Here is a 19,420-nt window from a genome sequence, read left to right as displayed (position 1 = left end):
GGCTCTTGGGAACGGCCTTCTCAAAGGCCGTTCCGGCAAACGCTGCCGACGTCAGTCGTAAGACCGCGCATCTTCGATCACCAGGCCGTCCTTGGGGAGGCTGCCGGGGGCCACTACCTCGATATTGCCTTTCAGCTTCAGGACATCGGCCACCGTCCGGCCATAGGCATCGGCATCGCCGCCCGTCGCCTCGATCCGGACGGTCATGGTGTCCATCTCGCCCTCGCGGCCCGCGATGACGCGTGCCTTGACGATCTCGGCGTGTTTGCCGACCAGCGCGGCCACCTGTTCGGGGCGCACGAACATGCCCTTGATCTTGGTCGTCTGATCCGCCCGGCCCATCCAGCCCTTGATCCGCATGTTGGTCCGCCCACAGGGGCTTTCACCCGCCATCACGGCGCTCATGTCGCCGGTGGCGAAGCGGATCAGCGGATAGTCGGGGTTCAGCGTGGTCACCACGACCTCGCCCACTTCTCCCGGGGCCACGGGGGTGCCGGTGCCGGGGGTCACGATCTCGACGATCACGCCCTCGTCGACGATCATGCCCTCCATGGCCTCTGTCTCGTAGGCGATGGAGCCCAGGTCGGCGGTGCCATAGCCCTGCCGGCACAAGATCCCGCGGTCGGCATATTCCTGACGCAGCGACGGGAACAGCGCCCCGCCCCCCACCGCCGCCTTGGTGATCTTCAGCGCCAGACCCATCTCGTCGGCCTTGTCGAGGATCACCTTCAGGTAATCCGGCGTGCCGGTATAGGCGGTGACGCCCACGTCATGGGCCGCGCGGGCCTGAAGCTCGGTCTGGCCGGTGCCTGCGGGCAGCACCGCGGCGCCGACGGCACGGGCGCCGTTTTCGAACATCATGCCGGCGGGCGTCAGGTGATAGCTGAAACAGTTCTGGACCACGTCCCCCGCCCCGATGCCGACGGCAAAAAGCGCCCGCCCCGCGCGCCACCAGTCGTCGCTGGTCCCGCCCGGTTCATAGATCGGGCCCGGCGACTGGAAGACATGGGCATTGCCCGCGGGCGGCTTCACGGTGAAGCCTCCGAACGGCGGATTGGCGGCCTGCGCCTTGCCCAGGTCCGACTTGCGCAGGACCGGCAGGGTCGCCAGCGCCTCGGCATCGGTGATGGCGGCCGGGTTCACCCGGCCCAGCGTCCCGGCATAACCCGCCAGGGCCTTGGCCCGGGCGATCTGGCGCGGCAGCTGAACGGCGATGTCGGCGGCACGTTCATCCGCGCTGCGGGTTTCAAGACTGTCGAAATACTTGGTCATCTGGGCAAACCTCCAGGCTTGGCCGGCGATGCGGGGTTCGTCGGACGGGAAAGGGTCGGTCGGATGCGCCGGCGTACCGGCGCAGCGCGGGGGCATCCGCGCGTCAAGATCAGCTCAGCCACCTTTTCCGGCGGCGGTACGAGCGTACGTCGCGGAAGGACTTTCGCCCTTCGTCTGCCATGCCGAGGTAGAATTCCTTCACGTCCGGGTTTTCGCGCAGGTCGGCGGCCGGGCCGTCCATCACCACGCGCCCCGATTCCAGGATGTAGCCGTAATGGGCGAAGCGCAGCGCCACATTGGTGTTCTGTTCCGCCAGAAGAAAGGACACGCCCTCCTTCTCGTTCAGGTCCTTGACAATGCCGAAGATCTCTTCGACCAGCTGCGGGGCCAGGCCCATGGACGGCTCGTCCAGCAGGATCGTCTCCGGCTTCGACATCAGCGCGCGGCCGATGGCCACCATCTGCTGTTCCCCGCCCGAGGTATAGCCGGCCTGGCTGCCCCGCCGTTCCTTCAGGCGCGGGAAATAGGCATAGACCTTTTCCAGGTCGCGCATCATCGCGGCTCGCCCGTCGCGGCGGGTATAGAAGCCGGTCATCAGGTTTTCTTCGACCGTCAGGTGGGCAAAGCAGTGGCGCCCTTCCATCACCTGGATCACGCCCTTGCGCACCAGCGATGCCGGGTCCTCGTGGTGCACGGGCTGGCCACGGTATTTCACGGTGCCCTTGGTCACTTCGCCGCGCTCGGATTGAAGCAGGTTCGAAATCGCCTTCAGCGTCGTGGTCTTGCCCGCGCCGTTGCCGCCCAGAAGCGCCGTGATCCCGCCCTTGGGCACGGACAGGCTGACGCCCTTCAGGACGAGGATCACGTGGTTGTAGATCACCTCGATATTGTTGACTTCCAGAAGCGTTTCCCTGGTGTCGCCGGCGTCGAGCATCGGTCATGTCCTCGAAAAGGAAAGGTCCCCGGCGCCGGTCGGACGCCGGGGAAGGTCACGTCAGCCTGCTTCTGCCGAGCAGGTCTCGTTCACCGGCCAGGGGGCGTTCGCCTCGGCATAGGCCTTGGCACCCTCGACCTCCATCGGGCGGATCACTTCGCTGTCGGGCATCAGGTGATCCGAAGCCTGCACGAACTTCGTGCCGTCCCATTCCAGGATCCAGCCACCGGAATGCCCGGTGTGGTCGCCGCAGGTGGTCTTGAACGGGGCCACCATGCCGGTCATGCCCAGTTCGGCCAGGCGTTCATCGGTGATGTTCAGGTTTTCCAGCCCCCAGCGCAGGTCAGCCGGGCCGATGTCCTTCTTGCCGAAATGCTCCTGCGCGGTGGCGATCGCTTCGGACAGGATCATCGAGATCACCAGGCCGCGGCTGTAGAAGACGCCGGACCGTTCCTCGTCGTTCGAAAGGGAGTCGCCCTTGTCGTAGACGTATTTCTTCAGGTCGGCCATGATCGGCGCGTCCAGAACCGGACGCGAGAACGAGATCGACTTGTAGCCCTTGCCCTTGTCGCCCACGATGTTCAGGTCGGCATCATGCCCCGACCACCAGGTGCCCACGAAGTTTTCCATGGGGAACTTGGTCTTCACCGCTTCGGTGATGGCGCCGGCATTCATCGCGCCCCAGCCCCACATGATCACATAGTCCGGCCGCAACCGGCGGATCTGCAGCCACTGGGCCGACTGGTTCTGCATTTCCTTCAGGCCGACCGGGATCGGTTCCAGCTTGAAGCCGTGATCGGCGGCCATCTTCTCCAGATAGGGCAGCGGTTCCTTCCCGAAGGGATGGTCCAGGTGCAGATAGGCAATGGTCTTGCCCTTCAGCGAGTCCAGGTTACCGTCCGAGATGTATTTCAGGATCATCGACGCCGCGTCCCAGTAGGACCCGGGCATGTTGTAGGCCCACTGGAACACCTTGCCGTCCGCCATGGGCGAGAAGCCATAGCCCGGCGCCAGGATCGGGATCTGGTCCACGTTGGTCTTGGGCAGGACCTGCAGCGTGATGCCGGTCGACCAGGGCTGGGTCACGATCGCCGTGCCCTTGGTCTTCTCGTAGCATTCGACGCCCTTCTGGGTGTTATAGCCGGTCTCGCATTCCTCGAAGTTCAGCTTGATGCCGCCGACACCGCCATCGCGGGCGTTCAGCATCAGCGCATAGTCGCGCTGACCGTTCATCAGCGGAATGCCCGTGGCTGCGAAAGGTCCGGTCCGGTAGGCCAGGTTCGGCACGAACAGGGCTTCGGTCTCGTCGGCGGCGGCTCCTCCGGCCAGCACCGACAGGGCCAGCGCCGCTGCCGCAAGTTTGGTGAAGTGTTTCATCGAGTTCCTCCCTTGGAATTCTCTTCCGATGACTTCGGTTTGGATGGCCGACCCCGTCAGTACGGGAACGGCCAGACGATCAGTTTCTGGCGTGCAAGTCCCCACAGGCGCGCCAGGCCGTGCGGTTCGACGATCAGGAAGAAGATGATCAAGCCTCCCACGATCATCAGGTTCAGGTGTTCGACCAGCGCCGAGGAGATCGGGATCCCCAGCGCGGGCGGCACGGTGTTCAGCACCACCGGAAGGCCCACGATCAGGATCGCGCCCAGGTAGTTGCCAAGGATCGATCCCAGTCCGCCGATGATGGCGATGAACAGGATCGAGAAGGACAGCGGGATGTCGAAGAGGTTGGGTTCCGCCGCGCCGCGCCAGCAGAAGACGAACAGCGCACCGGCCACGCCGACGATGTAGGACGACACGGCAAAGGCCGACAATTTCGACCGCATCAGGTTGATGCCGATCAGTTCCGCCGCGAAATCCATGTCGCGGGTGGCCTTCCAGGTCCGCCCCAGCGTGCCGCGGGTCAGGTTGATCGTCAGGATCGTCAGCAGCGTCACGATGCCCAGCACGATGTAGTACTGGGTAAGGGACGAGGCCAGCGGCCCGGCGACATAGTTCCCACCGGCCGCGACCGAGGTCAGGTTCGGCACCTGGATCGCGCCGGAAGCGTTGTAGTTGTAAAGCCAGGCCCATTTCTCGAACAGCCAGACCAGGAAGAACTGCGCCGCCAGCGTGGCGATGGCGAGGTAGAACCCCTTGATCCGCAGGCTGGGGATGCCGAATGCCACGCCGATCCCGGCGCTGAAGAAGCCCGACAGCAGGATCGCGATCACCGGGTCGAGCCAGGGCATGATCGTCAGCATCTTGTAGCAGGCATAGGCGCCCACACCCATGAAGGCCGCGGTGCCCAGGGACAGCTGACCGGCGTATCCCGTCAGCACGTTCAGGCCCAGCGCCGCCAGCGAATAGATCAGGATCGGGATCAGCAGCGTCTGGAAGGCGAATTCGCTGGCCACGAAGGGAAGGACCGCCCAGGCGAGGATCAGGAAGATCCCCACAAGGACACCGTCCTGACGGATCGGGAACAGGGCCTGATCGTCGCGGTAGGTGGTCTTGAACTGTCCGGCAGTGCGGTAGAACATCGGGTCCGTCCTTCGTATGGGCCGTCGTCAGGCTGGTGTCAGAACAGCAGCGGACGCACGTCGTCGTATTTCGAGGTGATGTTGATGTCGGTCATGCGGAACGTGTCGCCATCCGTCTGGCCGCTGATCACGAAGTAGAAGAGCTGTTGTGGGCTTTCCTCGAACAGCACGATCTCGCTCATGAAATAGGGGCCCTGCGCCACGCGGCGGATCGTGGTGCAGCGGGCTCCGTCGCTGCCGAAGGTGCGGGTCAGGTCGTCGATCAGCTTGTTCTTGGTTTCGGTCGGCACGTCAAAGCCGTCCAGCGCAGCTCCGAAATGGCCCAGCGACATGTTGGTCTTGATCTGTTCCAGCCCCGGGTTGGCGGCCGGCTCCTCGATGGGTCGGCAATCGGCCAGGGCGCCCGCGGCCGGGGTCAGCAGCGTGGCGGTCAGGGCGGCAAGGATCGTTTTGCGGGTCATGACTTTTACGGTCTCTCAATCGGTTGCTCGGGCGGGCGCGGTCCTGCGCCCGGAGCCTTGATACGTCATCCGGCCGGTCAGGCCATGTCCGGGTCGTCGATGATCGGCGCCCGCTTGTGGCCCCGGGTCAGTCCCAACCGTTCCGAATGCCGCACCAGCCAGAACCAGGCCCAAAGTCCCAGTGCCCCGCCGACGGCCGCCAGGATCACGGCGGTGGTCATCCGTCCAGACGCCTGCGGGTCGGACGTCAGCGCCAGGTAGCCGAAGGCCCAGAAGCCGGACCAGGCAACGACGTTCAGGATCGCGATCAGTTTTGCCATGTGTAACCTCCCTTGGCTGGCGCGCCTCCTCGCGCGCCTGCCCTAGACCCTTTCGATGATCTTCTCTCCGAACAAGCCCTGAGGACGGAAAAGCAGTACAATCAGGGCAAGAACGAAGGCAAACCAGGTCTCGGTGTTGCCGCCCAGCAGGGGCTGGCCCCAGTAGATTTCGAACAGCTTTTCCAGGATCCCGATCATCAGCCCGCCGATGATGGCGCCGGCGATGCTTTCCAGCCCGCCCAGCATCAGGACCGGCAGCGCCTTGTAGGCGATGACCTCCAGCGCGAAGGACACGCCGGCCCGGGCGCCCCATGCGATGCCGGTGACCAGCGCGATGATGCCCGCGATGAACCAGACCAGTACCCAGATCGTCTGGATCGAGATGCCGACCGACAGCGCCGCCTGCGGATCGTCACCCAGGGCCCGGATCGCGCGGCCCATGCGGGTGCGGTTCAGGAAGACCAGAAGGCCGACCACCAGAAGCGCCGCCACGACCACCGCCGTGATGTCCTTCTGTTCCAGGATCAGCAGGCCGCCAAAGGGTTCCAGCAGGACCGAACCCGTGGGAATGCCCAGTTCCTCGGTGATCATCACCTTGTTCTCGCCGCCAAAGATCACTTCGCCGAAACCGATCAGGAACAGCGTGATGCCGATGGTGGCCATGAACAGGATGATGTCGGGCTGGCCAACCAGCGGCCGCAGCACGATGCGTTCGATGGCCACCGCCAGGACGAACATGACCCCCAGGGTCAGGATCACGCAGATCCAGGCCGGCACGCCCATGGCGTAAAGACCGACCAGCGTCAGCGCCGCGAAGACGACCATGATGCCCTGGGCAAAATTGAAGATCCGGCTGGACCGGAAGATCAGCACGAAGCCCAGCGCGATCAGCGCGTAAAGGATGCCCGAGACCAGGCCTTCCCACAGCACCTGCATCAGGAAGTCGGGTGCCTCAACCATGTCCACGAAGGGCGCGATGAAGATGTCATAGAACATGCGTCTGTCCTGTCTTTCGTTGCCGGGCCGCGCCGCGGGTCAATGCTGGACGCCCAGATAGGCGTCGATGACTTCCTGGTTGGACCGCACTTCGTCGGGCGGGCCGTCCCCGATCTTCTTGCCGTAATCCATGACGACCACCCGGTCGGACAGGTCCATGACCACGCCCATGTCGTGTTCGATCAGCGCGATGGTGGTGCCGAACTCGTCGTTCACGTCCAGGATGAAGCGGCACATGTCCTCCTTCTCCTCGACGTTCATGCCGGCCATGGGTTCGTCCAGCAGCAGCAGTTTCGGTTCTGCCGCCAGCGCCCGTGCCAGTTCGACCCGCTTCTTCAGGCCATAGGACAGGCCCGCGACCGGCGTCTTGCGGATGTTCTGGATCTCCAGAAAGTCGATGACCCGCTCGACGATCTCGCGGTTCGCGATCTCTTCCCGTTCGGCCCGGCCCTTCCAGATCGCCTGGGAAAAGAACCCGGACTTCATGTGGGTCAGCCGGCCGGTCATGACGTTGTCCAGAACCGACATGCCTTCGAACAGGGCGATGTTCTGGAAGGTCCGGGCGATCCCCTGCCGCGCCACCTCATAGGGGCGCATCTGCGGGCGGGGCTTGCCGTGGAACCAGATCTCACCTTCCTGCGGGATGTAGAAGCCGGAAATCACATTCAGCATCGACGACTTGCCGGCGCCGTTCGGGCCGATGATCGCGCGGATTTCGCCCTCGCGGATGTCGAACGAGATGTCGGTGATCGCGTTCACGCCACCGAATTTCAGCGTGATGTTCTTCATCTCCATCACCACGCCGCCGATCTTGCGGCCGTCCTCGGTGATATAGCCCTCGGTGTCCTTCATCCTGCCTTCTCCTCTGCCGGCAGCGTCCCGCAGGGCGCGCGGCCGATCTCGCTCACCGAAAAGATCGCCATCCCGGCGACGGGTTCGGTGACGAAGCTGACCGCCATCCGGCACCCCCTTGGCCCCGCCGTGGCCGACCGCAGTTCCGACGCCATGGCCGGCAGCTTCGGCCAGCCCGGCGGCAGTTGCCGCGGGTAATACGCACCGCCCTCGACCAGGCGGGTCATCATGTCGGCATAGGCGCCGGTCGCATCCGCGATCTGGCCCAGCGTCAGGTACTCGGTGTTCTGCACCTCGCAGACCCGGGGGTCGACATTGCCGCCCGCCTGCCGGTCGAACTGGCGCATCAGCACGATGCCCTGGGTCCAGGTGGCCGTGGGCCAGTCGGCCCCGGCATCGCCCCGCGCCAGGTCGAAGCCGGCGGTTTCCAGTTTTCCGCCGCTCTCGATAGCGGCCAGGCAGCGATCCGCGGCCATGGACCAGCTTTCCGCAAAGCCCGCCGTCGCAGGCCCGGCCAAGATTGCAGCCGCCAGCGCGCCGGCCCATGCGGGATGGCGGGAGGGGTGTCGCCGCAGGCGCACGTCCCCCGTCATTCCGCCGCCACCCGATGCGGGATCACTGGCACGACATCCGCCGTGCGGATCTCCAGCGTGGCACTGATCGATCCTTTCCGCCCATCCTCGTAGGTCACTTCCGTCCGGGTCGAGATCCGTTCCGACCCGTCGTAAAGCGCCGTCACGATATCGGCGAACTTCTCCTCGATGATCCGCCGGCGCACCTTGCGGGTCCGCGTCAGCTCGCCATCGTCGGCATCCAGTTCCTTGTGCAGGATCACGAAACGATGGACCTGACAGCCCGACAGCATCTCGTCCTGGGCGACCGACCGGTTCACCTCTTCCACGTGGCCCTGCACCGTCGCCATCACCTGCGGATGGGCGGCCAGTTCCTGATAGCTGGAATAGGCGATGTTGTTGCGTTCCGCCCAGTTCCCGACCGCCGTCAGGTCGATATTGATGAAGGCCACGCATTCGTCCCGACCGTTCCCGAACAGTACCGCTTCCAGGATGTTGGGATAGAACTTCAGCTTGTTCTCGACATATTTCGGCGCGAACAGGCTGCCGTCCGCCATCTTGCCGACGTCCTTCGCCCTGTCGATGATCCGCAGGTGCCCGGTGCCATCCTCGATAAAGCCGGCATCCCCCGTCGCCACCCAGCCCTCGGCATCCTTGGTCGAGGCGGTGCTTTCCGGGTTCTTGTAATATTCGACGAACACCCCGGGCGAACGATAGAACACTTCGCCCGTGTCGCCGATCTTCAGCTCCACGCCCGGGCAGGCCACGCCCACCGTGTCCGAGCGCACTTCGCCGTCCGGCTGTGCGGTGATGAAGACCGTAGCCTCGGTCTGGCCGTAAAGCTGTTTCAGGTTGATCCCCAGCGACCGGAAGAAATCGAAGATCTCGGGCCCGATGGCCTCGCCCGCGGTGTAGCCCACGCGCATCCGGGAATAGCCCATGCGGTTCTTCAGCGGGCCATAAACCAGCGCTTCACCCACCGCGTAGGCCAGCCTGTCGCCCAGCCCCACGGGCTTGCCGTCGAGAAGGTTCGGACCAACCCGCCGCGCCAGCGCCATGAAATGGTCGAACAGGCGCTTCTTGAACCGGCCCGCATCCTCCATCCGGATCATGACCTGGGTCAGCAGCGTCTCGAACACCCGGGGCGGGGCAAAGAAATAGGTCGGCGCGATCTCCCGCAGGTCGGTCTGCATCGTCTCGGCGCTTTCGGGGCAGTTCACGCAGAACCCCGTCCAGAAGCATTGCCCGACGGAAAAGACGAAGTCCCCCACCCAGGCCATCGGCAGGTAGGCCAGCACCTCGTCATCGCGCCTCAGGCGATCGAATTCCGACGACAGGCGGGAGCTTTCGATGACGTTCCGGTTGGACAGCACCACCCCCTTGGGCTTGCCCGTCGTGCCGGAGGTGTAGAGCATCACGCAGGGCGTGTCGAAATCGGCCTTCGCTGTCCGCCGCTCCAGTTCCTTGATGTATTCGTCCCGGGCCGCCCGGCCCTGATCCTGAACATGGCTGTACTGATGCAGGTGGGAATGATCGTATTTCCGCAGGCCCCGCGGGTCGAGATAGATCATGTGCTCGAACTGATGCAGCTGATCCTGGATCTCGATCACCTTGTCGACCTGTTCCTGGTCCCCCACGATGACGAAACGCGCCCCGCAATGGCCCAGCACATAGGCCATCTCCTCGGCCACCGAATCCTGGTAAAGCGGCACCGGGATCGCCCCGACCCGCTGTGCCGCGACGATGGCCCAGTACAGGTGCGGCCGGTTGCGGCCGACGACGGCAATATAGTCACCTTCGTTCACGCCCAGATTGATCAGGCCCAGCGCCAGCGCCTCGACTTCCTCGTGAACGGCCGACCAGCCCCAGGTCTGCCAAATCCCGAATTCCTTTTCGCGATAGGCGGCCTTGTCGCCGAATTCGGTGGCATTGCGCTTCAGCAACGCGGGCACGGATTGCAGCGCCGAAGCGCCGCCCTGCGACACAGACATGATCTTCCTCCCAATGCAGGCTCGTTGACCCGCCGGCGCACCGTGTTCGGACCGGACAAGCCGGCCCTGTGGAGCGCTGCGCCAAGCTGGCCTGCAACTTTGTCCTGAGGTTTTCGAGAATCTTGCGAATTGTAACAGGCCCGGCGACCACGTTAACCGTCCCAAGCGCACACGCGAACCCCCTGCATCGCCCGCACGCCCCGCGTGAATACGTGCTATCCTCGCGTATCAGCCATCCCTGGGAGGACAGCCATGGCCTATGATCGTCAGCGCGTTTCGAACGGCAACCCGATGGAGGAGATCGTGGGTTTCAGCCGCGCCGTCCGGGTCGGACCCTATATCTCGGTCGGCGGCACGGCGCCCGTGGGCCCCGATGGCAGGACCGTGGGCCTGGGCGACGTCCACGCCCAGACTGTCCGCTGTTTCGAGATCGTCAAGGCCGCGCTGGCCGAGGCCGGCGCCGGCCTGGGCGACATCGTCCGCACCCGCGTGATCCTGACCGACATCGACCGCTGGCGCGAGGCCATCGAGGCGCGCAAGCTCTACTGCCTGGACGCGCGCCCCGTGGACACGATCATGGCCGTCACCCGCTTCGTCAATCCGGAATGGCTGGTGGAGATCGAGGTCGATGCCGTCATCGCCGGCTGGCCCGATACCGGATCGTGACTCCGGATCCTCAGGGCGCCGGCAAGGTCGCCAGCCGCGCCTTCATCTCCAGCCCGCTGGCGCCGACACGTTTCATGTCCTTCAGCAGCCGCGCGATCTGCGCCGCGGCAAGATCCGGGACCAGCCCGCCGGACCGGATGTTGGAAATGCAGGTCCGGTCGGCATTGGGCATCCCCGGCCGCGGCGCCCACGAGATATAGGCCCCCAGGCTGTCCGATGCCGAAAGCCCCGGCCGCTCGCCGATCAGCGTGACGGCGGCGGCGGCCCCCATCCGCTGGGCGATCTCGTCCCCCAGCGCCACCCGTGCCTGCCGCGCCAGCACGATCCCGGCCAGCGGCAGCCCCGTGTCGCCCAGCGCCGGCACCAGCGCCCGAAGGACGGCCGCCGCATTCAGTTCGACGGCCGTGGCGCTCAACCCATCGGCCACGACGATCGCCAGCCCGCCCGGCTCGGCGCCCGGCAGGTCCGCCTCGTCGCCCAGCAGCCGGCCAAGATCCGGCCGCGTCAGGTATTCCTCGCGCCCCGAAACCCGGCTGGACGCAAAGCCTATGGGCCCCAGATCCGCCAGCGTCTCTGCCAGCTTCGTCCGGTCCATTTCCGACCAGACGGCTTCCTTGGCGCGCGCATGATCCAGCGCGAAGGCCAGGCTGGCCCGCGTGGGCAGCCCCCCGCCCGACCGGCCCATGCCGATCCGCGCCTCGGTCATCGCCTTGAGCGGCGCCATCAACGCCTCGGTCCGGCTCTTGCCGCTCATGCCGACAGCTCCAGCAGACCCGTCACTGCCGCGTTCCCGGCCAGTGCGGGCGGCGCATCCTGCAACCGGCCCTCGGCATCCGTCAGCCCGATCCGCTTCAGCCAGTCCTCGAATTCCGGCGCGGGCTTAAGCCCCAGCGTCTCGCGCGCAAAGACCGCGTCATGGAAGGACAGCGACTGATAGTTCAGCATCACGTCGTCCGACCCCGGCACCGTGATGACGAAATTCACCCCAGCTGCGCACAGCGTGATCATCAGCGTGTCCATGTCGTCCTGATCCGCCTCGACATGGTTCGTGTAACAGACGTCCACCCCCATCGGCAGGCCCAGCAGCTTGCCGCAGAAATGATCCTCCAGCCCCGCCCGCAGGATCTGCTTGCCGTTGAACAGGTATTCGGGCCCGATGAAGCCCACCACCGTGTTGACCAGCAGCGGATCGAATTCCCGCGCCACGGCATAGGCCCGCGCCTCCATCGTCTGCTGGTCGACCCCGTAATGCGCCTCGGCCGACAGCGCCGATCCCTGCCCGGTCTCGAAATACATCGCGTTGGTGCCCACGGTCCCGCGCCCCAGCGCCAGCGCCGCCTCCTGCGCCTCGGCCAGCATCGCCAGCGTCACGCCGAATTCGTCATTGGCCTTCTGGGATCCCGCGACCGACTGGAACACCAGGTCCACCGGCGCTCCCTTGTCCATGGCGGCCATCGCCGTCGTGACATGCCCAAGGCAGCAGGACTGCGTCGGAATCTCCAGTGCCAGCCGCAGGTCGTCCAGCAGGGTCACGATGCGGATGTAATCCTCGACCGAATCGGTGGCCGGGTTCACCCCGATCACGGCATCGCCCGTCCCCATCAAAAGCCCGTCCAGGGCCGAGGCCGCGATGCCCCGTGTATCGTCGGTCGGATGGTTCGGCTGGTTCCGCGTCGCCAGCCGCCCGGGCAGACCGATGGTCGACCGGAAGGCGCTCAGCACCCGGACCTTCGCGGCGATGGACACCAGGTCCTGCATCCGGCAGATCTTCGACACCGCCGCCACCATCTCGGGCGTCAGCCCCCATTTCAGCGCGCCGATGGCGGCTGCGTCCGCCTCTGGCGCAAGCAGCCATTCGCGGAATTCGCCCACCGTCAGGGACGCAACCGGCGCAAAGGCCGCCGGATCGTGCCGCGCCGCGATCAGCTCCGACACCTCATCGCCCTCGACCCCCGGCACGTCGGCGCCCACGAAGGCCGCCAGCGGCAGGTCCGCCAGCGCCATCTGCGCCGCCAGCCGCTCCACCGGGCCATCGGCGGCAACCCCTGCCAGCACGTCGCCGCTCCGCAGCGGCGTCGCCTTGGCCAGCAGAGTCCTCAGATCCGGGAACACGAACCGCGTCTGCTCCAGCGTGGTCACGTAACTCATCGACACCTCCAGGTTCCGCCCGAAGGCTACCCCGCTTCACGTCTTGCGCACCACGCCAAAGCAGCGCGCCCTCCGCTTCTTCTCTTCGAAAATACCTCCGGGGGAGTCGCGCGCGCAAGCGCGCGGCGGGGGCAGAGCCCCAATCCCCCGTCGAAGCCTCAGACCGAGACGCCGGCCAGAAGCTCCTCCCGGTCCAGCTCGGCCTTTGGGCCCTTCAGGATCACCGCACCCCGGCGCATCAGCACGAAACTGTCCGCCAGATCGTAGGCGAAATCGAAGAACTGCTCGACCAGCACGATGGCCATCTCGCCCTCGTCCCTAAGCTTCCTGATCACCTCGCCAATCAGCTGGATGATGTTGGGCTGGATGCCTTCGGTCGGTTCGTCCAGCACCAGAAGCTTCGGCCGCGTGATCAGCGCGCGGGCAATCGCCAGCTGCTGCTGCTGCCCGCCCGACAGGTCGCCGCCGCGCCGGCCCTGCATCTCGCGCAGGACGGGGAACAGCTCGAACATTTCTTCCGGCACCCGCCGCTCGCCCGGCGGAAGGCAGTTGAACCCGGTCTCCATGTTCTCGCGCACGGTCAGCAGCGGAAAAATCTCACGCCCCTGGGGCACGTAGCCCACACCTTTCTTGGCCATTTCATAGCCCGGCAGGATCTTCAGCTCCTCCCCGTCCAGCCAGACCCGACCGCCGGAGCGGGGATGGCGCCCGGAAATGGCCTTCATCAGGCTGGTCTTGCCCACCCCGTTCGTGCCCATAACGGATGTCACCTCGCCCCGCTTCGCCGTCATCGACACGTCGTACAGGATCTGGCTGTGCCCGTAGTGCAGGTTCAGGTTCTCGATCTTCAGAAGTTCATCGCCCGAGGTAGACATCGATCACCTTCTGGTTCTGTGTCACGTGATCCAGGCCGCCTTCGGCCAGGACCGATCCTTCGTGCAGCACCGTCACCTTGCAGTTCAGGCGCCGCACGAATTCCATGTCGTGTTCGACCACCACGACGGCCCGCGTCTTCGCGGCCTGAACCAGCAGGCTGGTTGTATGTTCCCGCTCCGACGGGGTCATGCCGGCCGCCGGTTCGTCGACCAGCAAAAGCCGCGGATCCTGCGCCAGCAGCATCCCGATCTCCAGCCACTGCTTCTGACCGTGGCTGAGTTCGCCCGAAATCCGCTCCAGCTGTTCCGTCAGCCCGATTTCGGCCGCCAGTTCCTCGACCCGTTCCGCGTCCGTGGGCCCTGCCTTGAAGAACAGGACCTGCAAGGGAGACCGTTCGTGCTTCAGCGCCATCAGCAGGTTGGCACGCACCGTCTGTTCCTCGAAGACCGTGGGCTTCTGGAACTTCCGACCGATACCGGCCCGCGCGATCTGCGCCTCGGACATCTTCAGAAGCGAAACGTTCTCGTCACCCCAGATCACCCTTCCCTCGTCCGGTTTGGTCTTGCCGGTGACGATGTCCATGAAGGTCGTCTTGCCGGCGCCGTTCGGGCCGATGATCGCCCGCATCTCGGCCGGGCCGATCTGGAACGACAGGTTGTTGATCGCCCGGAACCCGTCAAAAGTGACGGACACGCCGGACACTTCCAGAAGCGTGCTCATTTCCCCGCCTCCCCGGCGACGCCGGCCTTCCTGCGATCGGTGAAGATGTCGACCAGGCCGCCGATGCCCTTGGGCGCGAACAGCGTGACCAGCACGAAGGACAGGCCCAGCGCCACCTGCCACCAGTCGACCCACTTGATCGTGTAGAAGCCCAGGTTGATGTCGGGCGCACGGCCGCCGGTGAACCAGGTCGACAGCATCGACACGACCACCGCGCCGATCACGGCACCGTAAAGCCGCCCACGCCCGCCGATAGCCACCCAGACCGCAAGGTAGATGGACGCGATGGGCGCGATTTCCGCCGGGTTCACGATGCCGGCCTGCGGATAATAAAGCGCCCCCGCCACGCCGGCGATGCAGGCCGTCAGGGTGAAGACGGTCAACTTGTAGGCCTCGACCGAATAGCCCAGGAACCGCACCCGGGCTTCGTTGTCGCGAATGCCGCGGATGACCGACCCGAACTTGCCCGACACGATCCAGGCCGCCAGCAGATAGCCCAGACCCAGCGCAAGGGCCGAGGCCCAGAAGAACCACATCGTCACCGTCGCCGGCGGGACGGCCTCCAGCCCGGGGATGTTCTGCAGCCCCGACAGGCCATTGTTGCCGCGCAGGCCGCTTTCGTTCTGGAAGAGGTAGAGCGCCAGCGCCAGCGTCATCGCCTGGGTCAGGATCGACAGATAGACGCCCGTCACCCGCGCCCGGAAAGCCAGCCAGCCGAAGACCAGCGCCAGCACGCCCGGCACCAGCACCACCAGCGCCAGCTGGATCGGCAGGCTGTCGGCAAAGACCCAGATCGCCGGAAACTCGCTTGATCCCACCACCCCGAAGATCTGGTTGCCGATGGCATCGTTGATCTCGGTCTCGGTCGCGGGGATCGGCGTGTCCGCCAGCGAGGCCACGACGATGTCGCGGGTCCGCTGATACATCAGCCACATGCCGATCATGTAGCCGCCCAGCCCGAAGAAGGCGAAGTGGCCCAAGGACAGGATGCCGGTATAGCCCCAGACCAGATCCATCGCGACGGCGATCAGCGCCAGGCACAGGGTCCGGCCCAGCACCTTGACGAAGGTCGCCGACACGGCGCCCGTGCCCGTTCCTTCGGCCGTCAGCGTGATCAGCAGCGTGAAGGCCGCCAGGATCCCCAGGAACACCGGGACCGACGGGTTTTTTGACAGAAAGCCCTGTTGCATATCTCAGTCCCCCGCGGCCCGGCCCCTCAGCGCGATGATGCCGCGCGGCCGGAACTGGATGAAGATGATGATGAAGACGATCATGTAGGTCTGCGCCGCCAGCGTATTCGCGGGATTGAAGAACTCGATCCCCTTCTGGAGCGAGCCGATCATGGCGGCACCCGCAAGCGTACCCCAGATGTTGCCCACGCCGCCCACGACGACGGTCATGAAGCTTTGCACGATATAGGCCTGCCCCAGTTCCGACGTGACCTGCGCGAACAGGCCGATGGCCACGCCGGCCACGCCCGCGATGCCCGATCCCAGGCCGAAGGTCAGCATGTTGACCCTGTTCGGGTCGATCCCCATCGAGGCCGCCATGCGCGGGTTCTGCGTCACCGCGCGGGTTTCCAGACCCAGCCGCGTGCGTTTCATCACCAGAAGAACCAGCGCGAAGAAGATCGCAGCCAGCACGAAGATCGCCACCCGGATCGAACTGATGGAAACGACATCGTTGAACGTCACCGCCCCGTCCAGCCACGCGGGCGCGGTCAGCGGACGCGCCTGCGTGCCGAATATGTTCTTGGCCAGCTGCTGCAGCGCGATGGACACGCCGAACGTGGCCAGCAGCGTTTCCAGCGGCCGGTCGTACAACCAGCGGATCACCAGCCGTTCCAGCAGGACACCGGCCAGGAAGGTCACCACGAAGGCCACCGGCAGCGCGACCAGGATGGAAATGGTGTGATCCGGGATGATCTGCTGGATCACGTAACCGGTGTAGGCGCCCATCATGATGAATTCGCCATGGGCCATGTTGATCACGCCCATGACGCCGAAGGTCACCGCCAGCCCGATCGCCGCCAGGAAGTAGATCGAGGTCAGCGACAGCGCGTCCAGCACAAGGTCGACGAATGTGTAAAGGCCGACCTTCAGCTCGATCTTTTCCAGCGCATCGCCCGCGGCATCGGTGATGGCAGGGGACGGATCAGAATAGATCTCGGCAAAGGTATAGGCGGCCAGCGTCCGTTCCACGTCGTCGTCGGTCAGGAACGGCGGGACCAACCCGCCCCGAACCAGCGCGGCATAGGCGCCATAGCGGGCCTCGTCCGTGATCAGCGAATGGACCGGCACGCCACCGACCAGGCCGCCGTCGACATGTTCGCCCAGTGCCGCCTTCACGTCGGCCGGGGTTATCCGTGCCGGCGCATTCCCGGCCGCAACCAGCATTTCATAGGCCGCTTCCCGCGACAGCGCGTCCGAGCCGGGTTCCAGCATGCGGGCCACGTTCAGGTCCGCTGGCACGGCGCCTTCGAAAACCCTGGTCTGGGTCGCGACCAGCGGGTTCAGCGCCGCGCGCACGTCGACCGCAACTTCGGATGACATTTCCTCGATGGCGGCGATCCGGGCGCTTTCGTCGGGGTCGTAGGTGATGGTCAGAAGCCGTTCCAGCCGTTCCTTGCGTGCCTTGATCGCCGGATCGGGATCGCCCGGGATCGAATCGCGCAGCAGTTCCAGGCTTTCGGCATCCGGGCGACGTTCCAGCGATTGCAGCGCGGCAATGCGGGCCTTCGGATCCGGGTCGGACAGGCGAAACCGGACCAGCGCCGCGTTGATCAGGCCCTGCACACCGGAATTCGGGCGTATTTGGTCGACGGCCCCCCGTTCATAGACACCCATGTCCTCGCCGGTGTCGAGGTCGAACAGGCGCGTATTGCGGTCCGCTTCCTCGACGCCGCGGAAGAACAGGCCGTCGCTGTCCCGCAAGTACATCTGCCGGGCTTCCCAGGTCACCAGCAGGTCGGCCGCCCCCGGCACGCCACTGTCGGCGATGGCGTTGATCGCCGGCTGGATCGTCTGCCGCGAAGACTTTTCGATCAGGTCACGGTTTTCCTGCAGGATCGTCTGCAGGGGCCCTGTCTGGGCATAGGCCAGCCCCGTCCACAGCAGCACGGCCCAGAAGGCCAGCAATATTCGTTTCATGAAGGTCCCAATCGGCAGAGGGGTCATCCAGGGCAGTGCACCGGGTCGTCGCTTGGCGGGGAAGCCCGCGCCGGACCGAACGGACGGATGCGGCACGCAATCGGTCGATCTGGCGACCTGTTCGGCGGGCGGGATGGCGGTCGGGCATGCTCCGGGGCAAGGCGCGCAGCCCCTATGCCCGATACCTTCGCGCCGCGGCGCGGCTTGGGCGAAGGCGGCACCGGCCCCCTTCGCCCGGATCAGACCGTCAGGTCAGATCAGTAGTTCGACTTGAGCTGCACGCAGGTCTTCGTTTCGGTGTTGTACATGCCGCATTTGAGGTCCTTCCAGTCCGAGGTCAGGACCTTGGATTCCGGCAGGAAGTCGGTCCAGGCGTCGCCGTCGACCTCGTCGGTCTTCGAGATGATGTCGAACTGGCCGTCCGCGGTGATCTCGCCGATCAGCACCGGCTTGGCCAGGTGGTGGTTCGGCAGCATCACGGCGGTGCCGCCGGTCAGGTTCGGGAACTCCTGGCCGTACATGGCCTCGGTCACGGCATCGACATCGGTGGTGCCGGCGGCTTCCACCGCGTTCTTCCACATGTTGAAGCCGATGTAGTGGGCTTCCATCGGGTCGTTAGTCACCCGGTTTTCACCCATGCGTTCCTTCCACTTGGCCACGAAGGCCTCGTTTTCCGGCGTGTCGGCCGACTGGAAATAGTTCCAGGCTGCCAGGTGGCCCACCAGGTTCGAGGTGTCGAGACCCGACAATTCCTCTTCCCCGACCGAGAAGGCCACGACCGGAATATCGTCGGCCGAAATGCCCTGTGCGGCCAGTTCCTTGTAGAAGCCGACATTCGCGTCGCCATTGATGGTCGAGATCACGCCGACCTTCTTGCCGTCGGCGCCCAGCGCCACGACGTCCGACACGATCTTGGACCAGTCGGAGTGACCGAAGGGCGTGTAGTTCACGAAGATGTCGGATTCCGGAATGCCCTTGGAAATCAGGTAGGCCTTCAGGATGTTGTTGGTGGTCTGCGGATAGACATAGTCGGTGCCGAGCAGAGCGAATTTCTCGACGCCGAGTTCATCCAGGAAATAGTCGGTGGCCGGGATCGCCTGCTGGTTGGGGGCGGCGCCGGTGTAGAACACGTTCTTCGACGATTCCTCGCCTTCGTACTGGACCGGGTAGAACAGCAGGCCGTTCTTCTCCTCGATCACCGGCAGGACGGACTTCCGCGACACCGAGGTCCAGTTGCCGAAGATCACGTCGACGCCGTGAGTGTCCAGCAGCTCTTCGGCCTTTTCCGCGAACAGCGGCCAGTCCGATGCCGGGTCGACCACGACCGCCTCGACCTGGCAGCCCAGAAGGCCGCCCTGGGCGTTCAGGTCGTCGACCAGCATCAGGATCGTGTCTTTCAGCGTCGTTTCGGAAATGGCCATCGTGCCCGACAGCGAATGCAGGACGCCGACCTTGATCGGGCAATCCTGGGCAAATGCCGGCGCCGTCAGACCTGCCGCGGCAACGGTTCCCAGCAGCGCACTTTTCATGAAATTCATACGTCAGTCTCCCCGCAGGCACAGCAATCCCGTGGCCTCGCCCGGGGACGAGAACCGGAAGAATTCCGAAGACCTGCACCTTATGTTGCGCTCGACCCCGCGACCGCCCGCACCAATTGCGATCCGTCACAGCGTCGGGGGTGTCGCGTACATTGCGCTCCGCCCCGGAGGAGAGCTTCTTATATTCCCGCAGCAACACAAACCGGCGCGCCGTCCGTCATGACAGTTCGGTGAAGTTTGCCCGCATTTTGGCCGCACGCCGCGGGAAGTGCCCTGAACGCAGGCAAAGCTGTAGCGCACGCCCAGCGGGAAGTTGCCCAAACGGCAATTGGACCCGAACCCCAGGCTGACAAGGTTTGGTCAGAATTCGCGTGAAACGGAAAGAAAGGGACGGACAACCGGCCGG

Annotated in this window: 18 protein-coding genes; 1 reads left to right on the top strand and 17 read right to left on the bottom strand. The window is 65.1% G+C overall.

Annotation, left to right across the window (positions count from 1 at the left end):
- Window positions 1–51 precede the first annotated feature (51 nt).
- The 10 genes from FQK05_RS09250 to FQK05_RS09205 form a co-directional block, all read right to left on the bottom strand.
- A complete protein-coding gene (locus FQK05_RS09250; protein WP_158965923.1) occupies window positions 52–1,272 on the bottom strand; it encodes a phenylacetate--CoA ligase family protein in 1,221 nt (406 codons plus the stop codon).
- 109 nt (window positions 1,273–1,381) lie between these two features.
- Complete coding sequence (locus FQK05_RS09245; protein WP_158965921.1) at window positions 1,382–2,206, bottom strand: ABC transporter ATP-binding protein; 825 nt, start codon at window positions 2,204–2,206, stop codon at window positions 1,382–1,384.
- 60 nt (window positions 2,207–2,266) lie between these two features.
- Complete coding sequence (locus FQK05_RS09240; protein ID WP_158965919.1) at window positions 2,267–3,583, bottom strand: ABC transporter substrate-binding protein; 1,317 nt, start codon at window positions 3,581–3,583, stop codon at window positions 2,267–2,269.
- 56 nt (window positions 3,584–3,639) lie between these two features.
- Window positions 3,640–4,725, bottom strand: a complete 1,086-nt coding sequence (locus tag FQK05_RS09235) for a branched-chain amino acid ABC transporter permease (protein WP_158965917.1) — start codon at window positions 4,723–4,725, stop codon at window positions 3,640–3,642.
- A 38-nt stretch (window positions 4,726–4,763) separates the two neighbouring features.
- Window positions 4,764–5,186, bottom strand: coding sequence for a hypothetical protein (locus tag FQK05_RS09230; protein ID WP_158965915.1), 423 nt, complete (start codon window positions 5,184–5,186; stop codon window positions 4,764–4,766).
- 77 nt (window positions 5,187–5,263) lie between these two features.
- Window positions 5,264–5,506 (bottom strand): hypothetical protein, encoded by a 243-nt coding sequence (locus FQK05_RS09225; protein ID WP_158965913.1) that lies wholly within the window; start codon window positions 5,504–5,506, stop codon window positions 5,264–5,266.
- A 42-nt stretch (window positions 5,507–5,548) separates the two neighbouring features.
- Entirely contained in the window at window positions 5,549–6,502 is a 954-nt protein-coding gene (locus tag FQK05_RS09220; protein ID WP_158965911.1) for a branched-chain amino acid ABC transporter permease, read from the bottom strand.
- A 39-nt stretch (window positions 6,503–6,541) separates the two neighbouring features.
- Window positions 6,542–7,354: an ABC transporter ATP-binding protein gene (locus FQK05_RS09215; RefSeq protein WP_158965909.1), complete on the bottom strand. Its 813-nt coding sequence runs from the start codon at window positions 7,352–7,354 to the stop codon at window positions 6,542–6,544.
- Window positions 7,351–7,830 (bottom strand): hypothetical protein, encoded by a 480-nt coding sequence (locus FQK05_RS09210; RefSeq protein WP_233270433.1) that lies wholly within the window; start codon window positions 7,828–7,830, stop codon window positions 7,351–7,353. The genes FQK05_RS09215 and FQK05_RS09210 overlap by 4 nt, the downstream gene beginning before the upstream one ends.
- A 113-nt stretch (window positions 7,831–7,943) precedes the next feature.
- Complete coding sequence (locus FQK05_RS09205) at window positions 7,944–9,917, bottom strand: AMP-binding protein (RefSeq protein ID WP_158965905.1); 1,974 nt, start codon at window positions 9,915–9,917, stop codon at window positions 7,944–7,946.
- 252 nt (window positions 9,918–10,169) lie between these two features.
- Here FQK05_RS09205 and FQK05_RS09200 point away from each other — a divergent pair, with 252 nt between their 5' ends.
- The gene (locus tag FQK05_RS09200) at window positions 10,170–10,583 is read left to right on the top strand and encodes a Rid family hydrolase (protein ID WP_233270432.1); all 414 of its coding nucleotides are present in this window, start codon (window positions 10,170–10,172) and stop codon (window positions 10,581–10,583) included.
- A gap of 10 nt (window positions 10,584–10,593) precedes the next feature.
- On the opposite strand, the gene eutC is transcribed toward FQK05_RS09200, so the two are convergent.
- The 7 genes from eutC to urtA form a co-directional block, all read right to left on the bottom strand.
- Entirely contained in the window at window positions 10,594–11,337 is a 744-nt protein-coding gene (gene eutC, locus FQK05_RS09195) for an ethanolamine ammonia-lyase subunit EutC (protein ID WP_158965903.1), read from the bottom strand.
- Entirely contained in the window at window positions 11,334–12,731 is a 1,398-nt protein-coding gene (locus tag FQK05_RS09190; protein WP_158965901.1) for an ethanolamine ammonia-lyase subunit EutB, read from the bottom strand. The genes eutC and FQK05_RS09190 overlap by 4 nt, the downstream gene beginning before the upstream one ends.
- Window positions 12,732–12,889: 158 nt before the next feature.
- Window positions 12,890–13,606, bottom strand: coding sequence for an urea ABC transporter ATP-binding subunit UrtE (gene urtE, locus FQK05_RS09185; protein ID WP_158965899.1), 717 nt, complete (start codon window positions 13,604–13,606; stop codon window positions 12,890–12,892).
- Complete coding sequence (gene urtD / locus FQK05_RS09180; RefSeq protein ID WP_158965897.1) at window positions 13,587–14,327, bottom strand: urea ABC transporter ATP-binding protein UrtD; 741 nt, start codon at window positions 14,325–14,327, stop codon at window positions 13,587–13,589. Before urtD ends, urtE begins: the two co-directional genes overlap by 20 nt.
- Entirely contained in the window at window positions 14,324–15,517 is a 1,194-nt protein-coding gene (urtC, locus tag FQK05_RS09175; RefSeq protein ID WP_158965895.1) for an urea ABC transporter permease subunit UrtC, read from the bottom strand. The genes urtD and urtC overlap by 4 nt, the downstream gene beginning before the upstream one ends.
- A 3-nt stretch (window positions 15,518–15,520) precedes the next feature.
- Window positions 15,521–17,476, bottom strand: coding sequence for an urea ABC transporter permease subunit UrtB (urtB, locus tag FQK05_RS09170; protein WP_158965893.1), 1,956 nt, complete (start codon window positions 17,474–17,476; stop codon window positions 15,521–15,523).
- A gap of 257 nt (window positions 17,477–17,733) precedes the next feature.
- Entirely contained in the window at window positions 17,734–19,014 is a 1,281-nt protein-coding gene (gene urtA / locus FQK05_RS09165) for an urea ABC transporter substrate-binding protein (RefSeq protein ID WP_158965891.1), read from the bottom strand.
- Window positions 19,015–19,420: the final 406 nt, after the last annotated feature.

This window comes from Chachezhania sediminis (genome assembly GCF_009765275.1).
GTDB classification, from domain to species: domain Bacteria; phylum Pseudomonadota; class Alphaproteobacteria; order Rhodobacterales; family Rhodobacteraceae; genus Chachezhania; species Chachezhania sediminis.
The sequence above is the reverse complement of the archived record's forward strand: the minus strand, read 5'-3'. Positions and strand labels throughout refer to the sequence as shown.

Bases quoted from the DNA above. Each gene is read 5' to 3' on its own strand.
- FQK05_RS09225 (WP_158965913.1), bottom strand. From the start codon at position 5,506: ATGGCAAAACTGATCGCGATCCTGAACGTCGTTGCCTGGTCCGGCTTC.
- FQK05_RS09230 (WP_158965915.1), bottom strand. From the start codon at position 5,186: ATGACCCGCAAAACGATCCTTGCCGCCCTGACCGCCACGCTGCTGACC.
- urtD (WP_158965897.1), bottom strand. From the start codon at position 14,327: ATGAGCACGCTTCTGGAAGTGTCCGGCGTGTCCGTCACTTTTGACGGG.
- FQK05_RS09220 (WP_158965911.1), bottom strand. From the start codon at position 6,502: ATGTTCTATGACATCTTCATCGCGCCCTTCGTGGACATGGTTGAGGCA.
- urtA (WP_158965891.1), bottom strand. From the start codon at position 19,014: ATGAATTTCATGAAAAGTGCGCTGCTGGGAACCGTTGCCGCGGCAGGT.
- FQK05_RS09245 (WP_158965921.1), bottom strand. From the start codon at position 2,206: ATGCTCGACGCCGGCGACACCAGGGAAACGCTTCTGGAAGTCAACAAT.
- urtE (WP_158965899.1), bottom strand. From the start codon at position 13,606: ATGTCTACCTCGGGCGATGAACTTCTGAAGATCGAGAACCTGAACCTG.
- urtB (WP_158965893.1), bottom strand. From the start codon at position 17,476: ATGAAACGAATATTGCTGGCCTTCTGGGCCGTGCTGCTGTGGACGGGG.
- FQK05_RS09240 (WP_158965919.1), bottom strand. From the start codon at position 3,583: ATGAAACACTTCACCAAACTTGCGGCAGCGGCGCTGGCCCTGTCGGTG.
- eutC (WP_158965903.1), bottom strand. From the start codon at position 11,337: ATGAGCGGCAAGAGCCGGACCGAGGCGTTGATGGCGCCGCTCAAGGCG.
- FQK05_RS09205 (WP_158965905.1), bottom strand. From the start codon at position 9,917: ATGTCTGTGTCGCAGGGCGGCGCTTCGGCGCTGCAATCCGTGCCCGCG.
- FQK05_RS09215 (WP_158965909.1), bottom strand. From the start codon at position 7,354: ATGAAGGACACCGAGGGCTATATCACCGAGGACGGCCGCAAGATCGGC.
- FQK05_RS09210 (WP_233270433.1), bottom strand. From the start codon at position 7,830: ATGGCCGCGGATCGCTGCCTGGCCGCTATCGAGAGCGGCGGAAAACTG.
- FQK05_RS09200 (WP_233270432.1), top strand. From the start codon at position 10,170: ATGGCCTATGATCGTCAGCGCGTTTCGAACGGCAACCCGATGGAGGAG.
- FQK05_RS09250 (WP_158965923.1), bottom strand. From the start codon at position 1,272: ATGACCAAGTATTTCGACAGTCTTGAAACCCGCAGCGCGGATGAACGT.
- urtC (WP_158965895.1), bottom strand. From the start codon at position 15,517: ATGCAACAGGGCTTTCTGTCAAAAAACCCGTCGGTCCCGGTGTTCCTG.
- FQK05_RS09190 (WP_158965901.1), bottom strand. From the start codon at position 12,731: ATGAGTTACGTGACCACGCTGGAGCAGACGCGGTTCGTGTTCCCGGAT.
- FQK05_RS09235 (WP_158965917.1), bottom strand. From the start codon at position 4,725: ATGTTCTACCGCACTGCCGGACAGTTCAAGACCACCTACCGCGACGAT.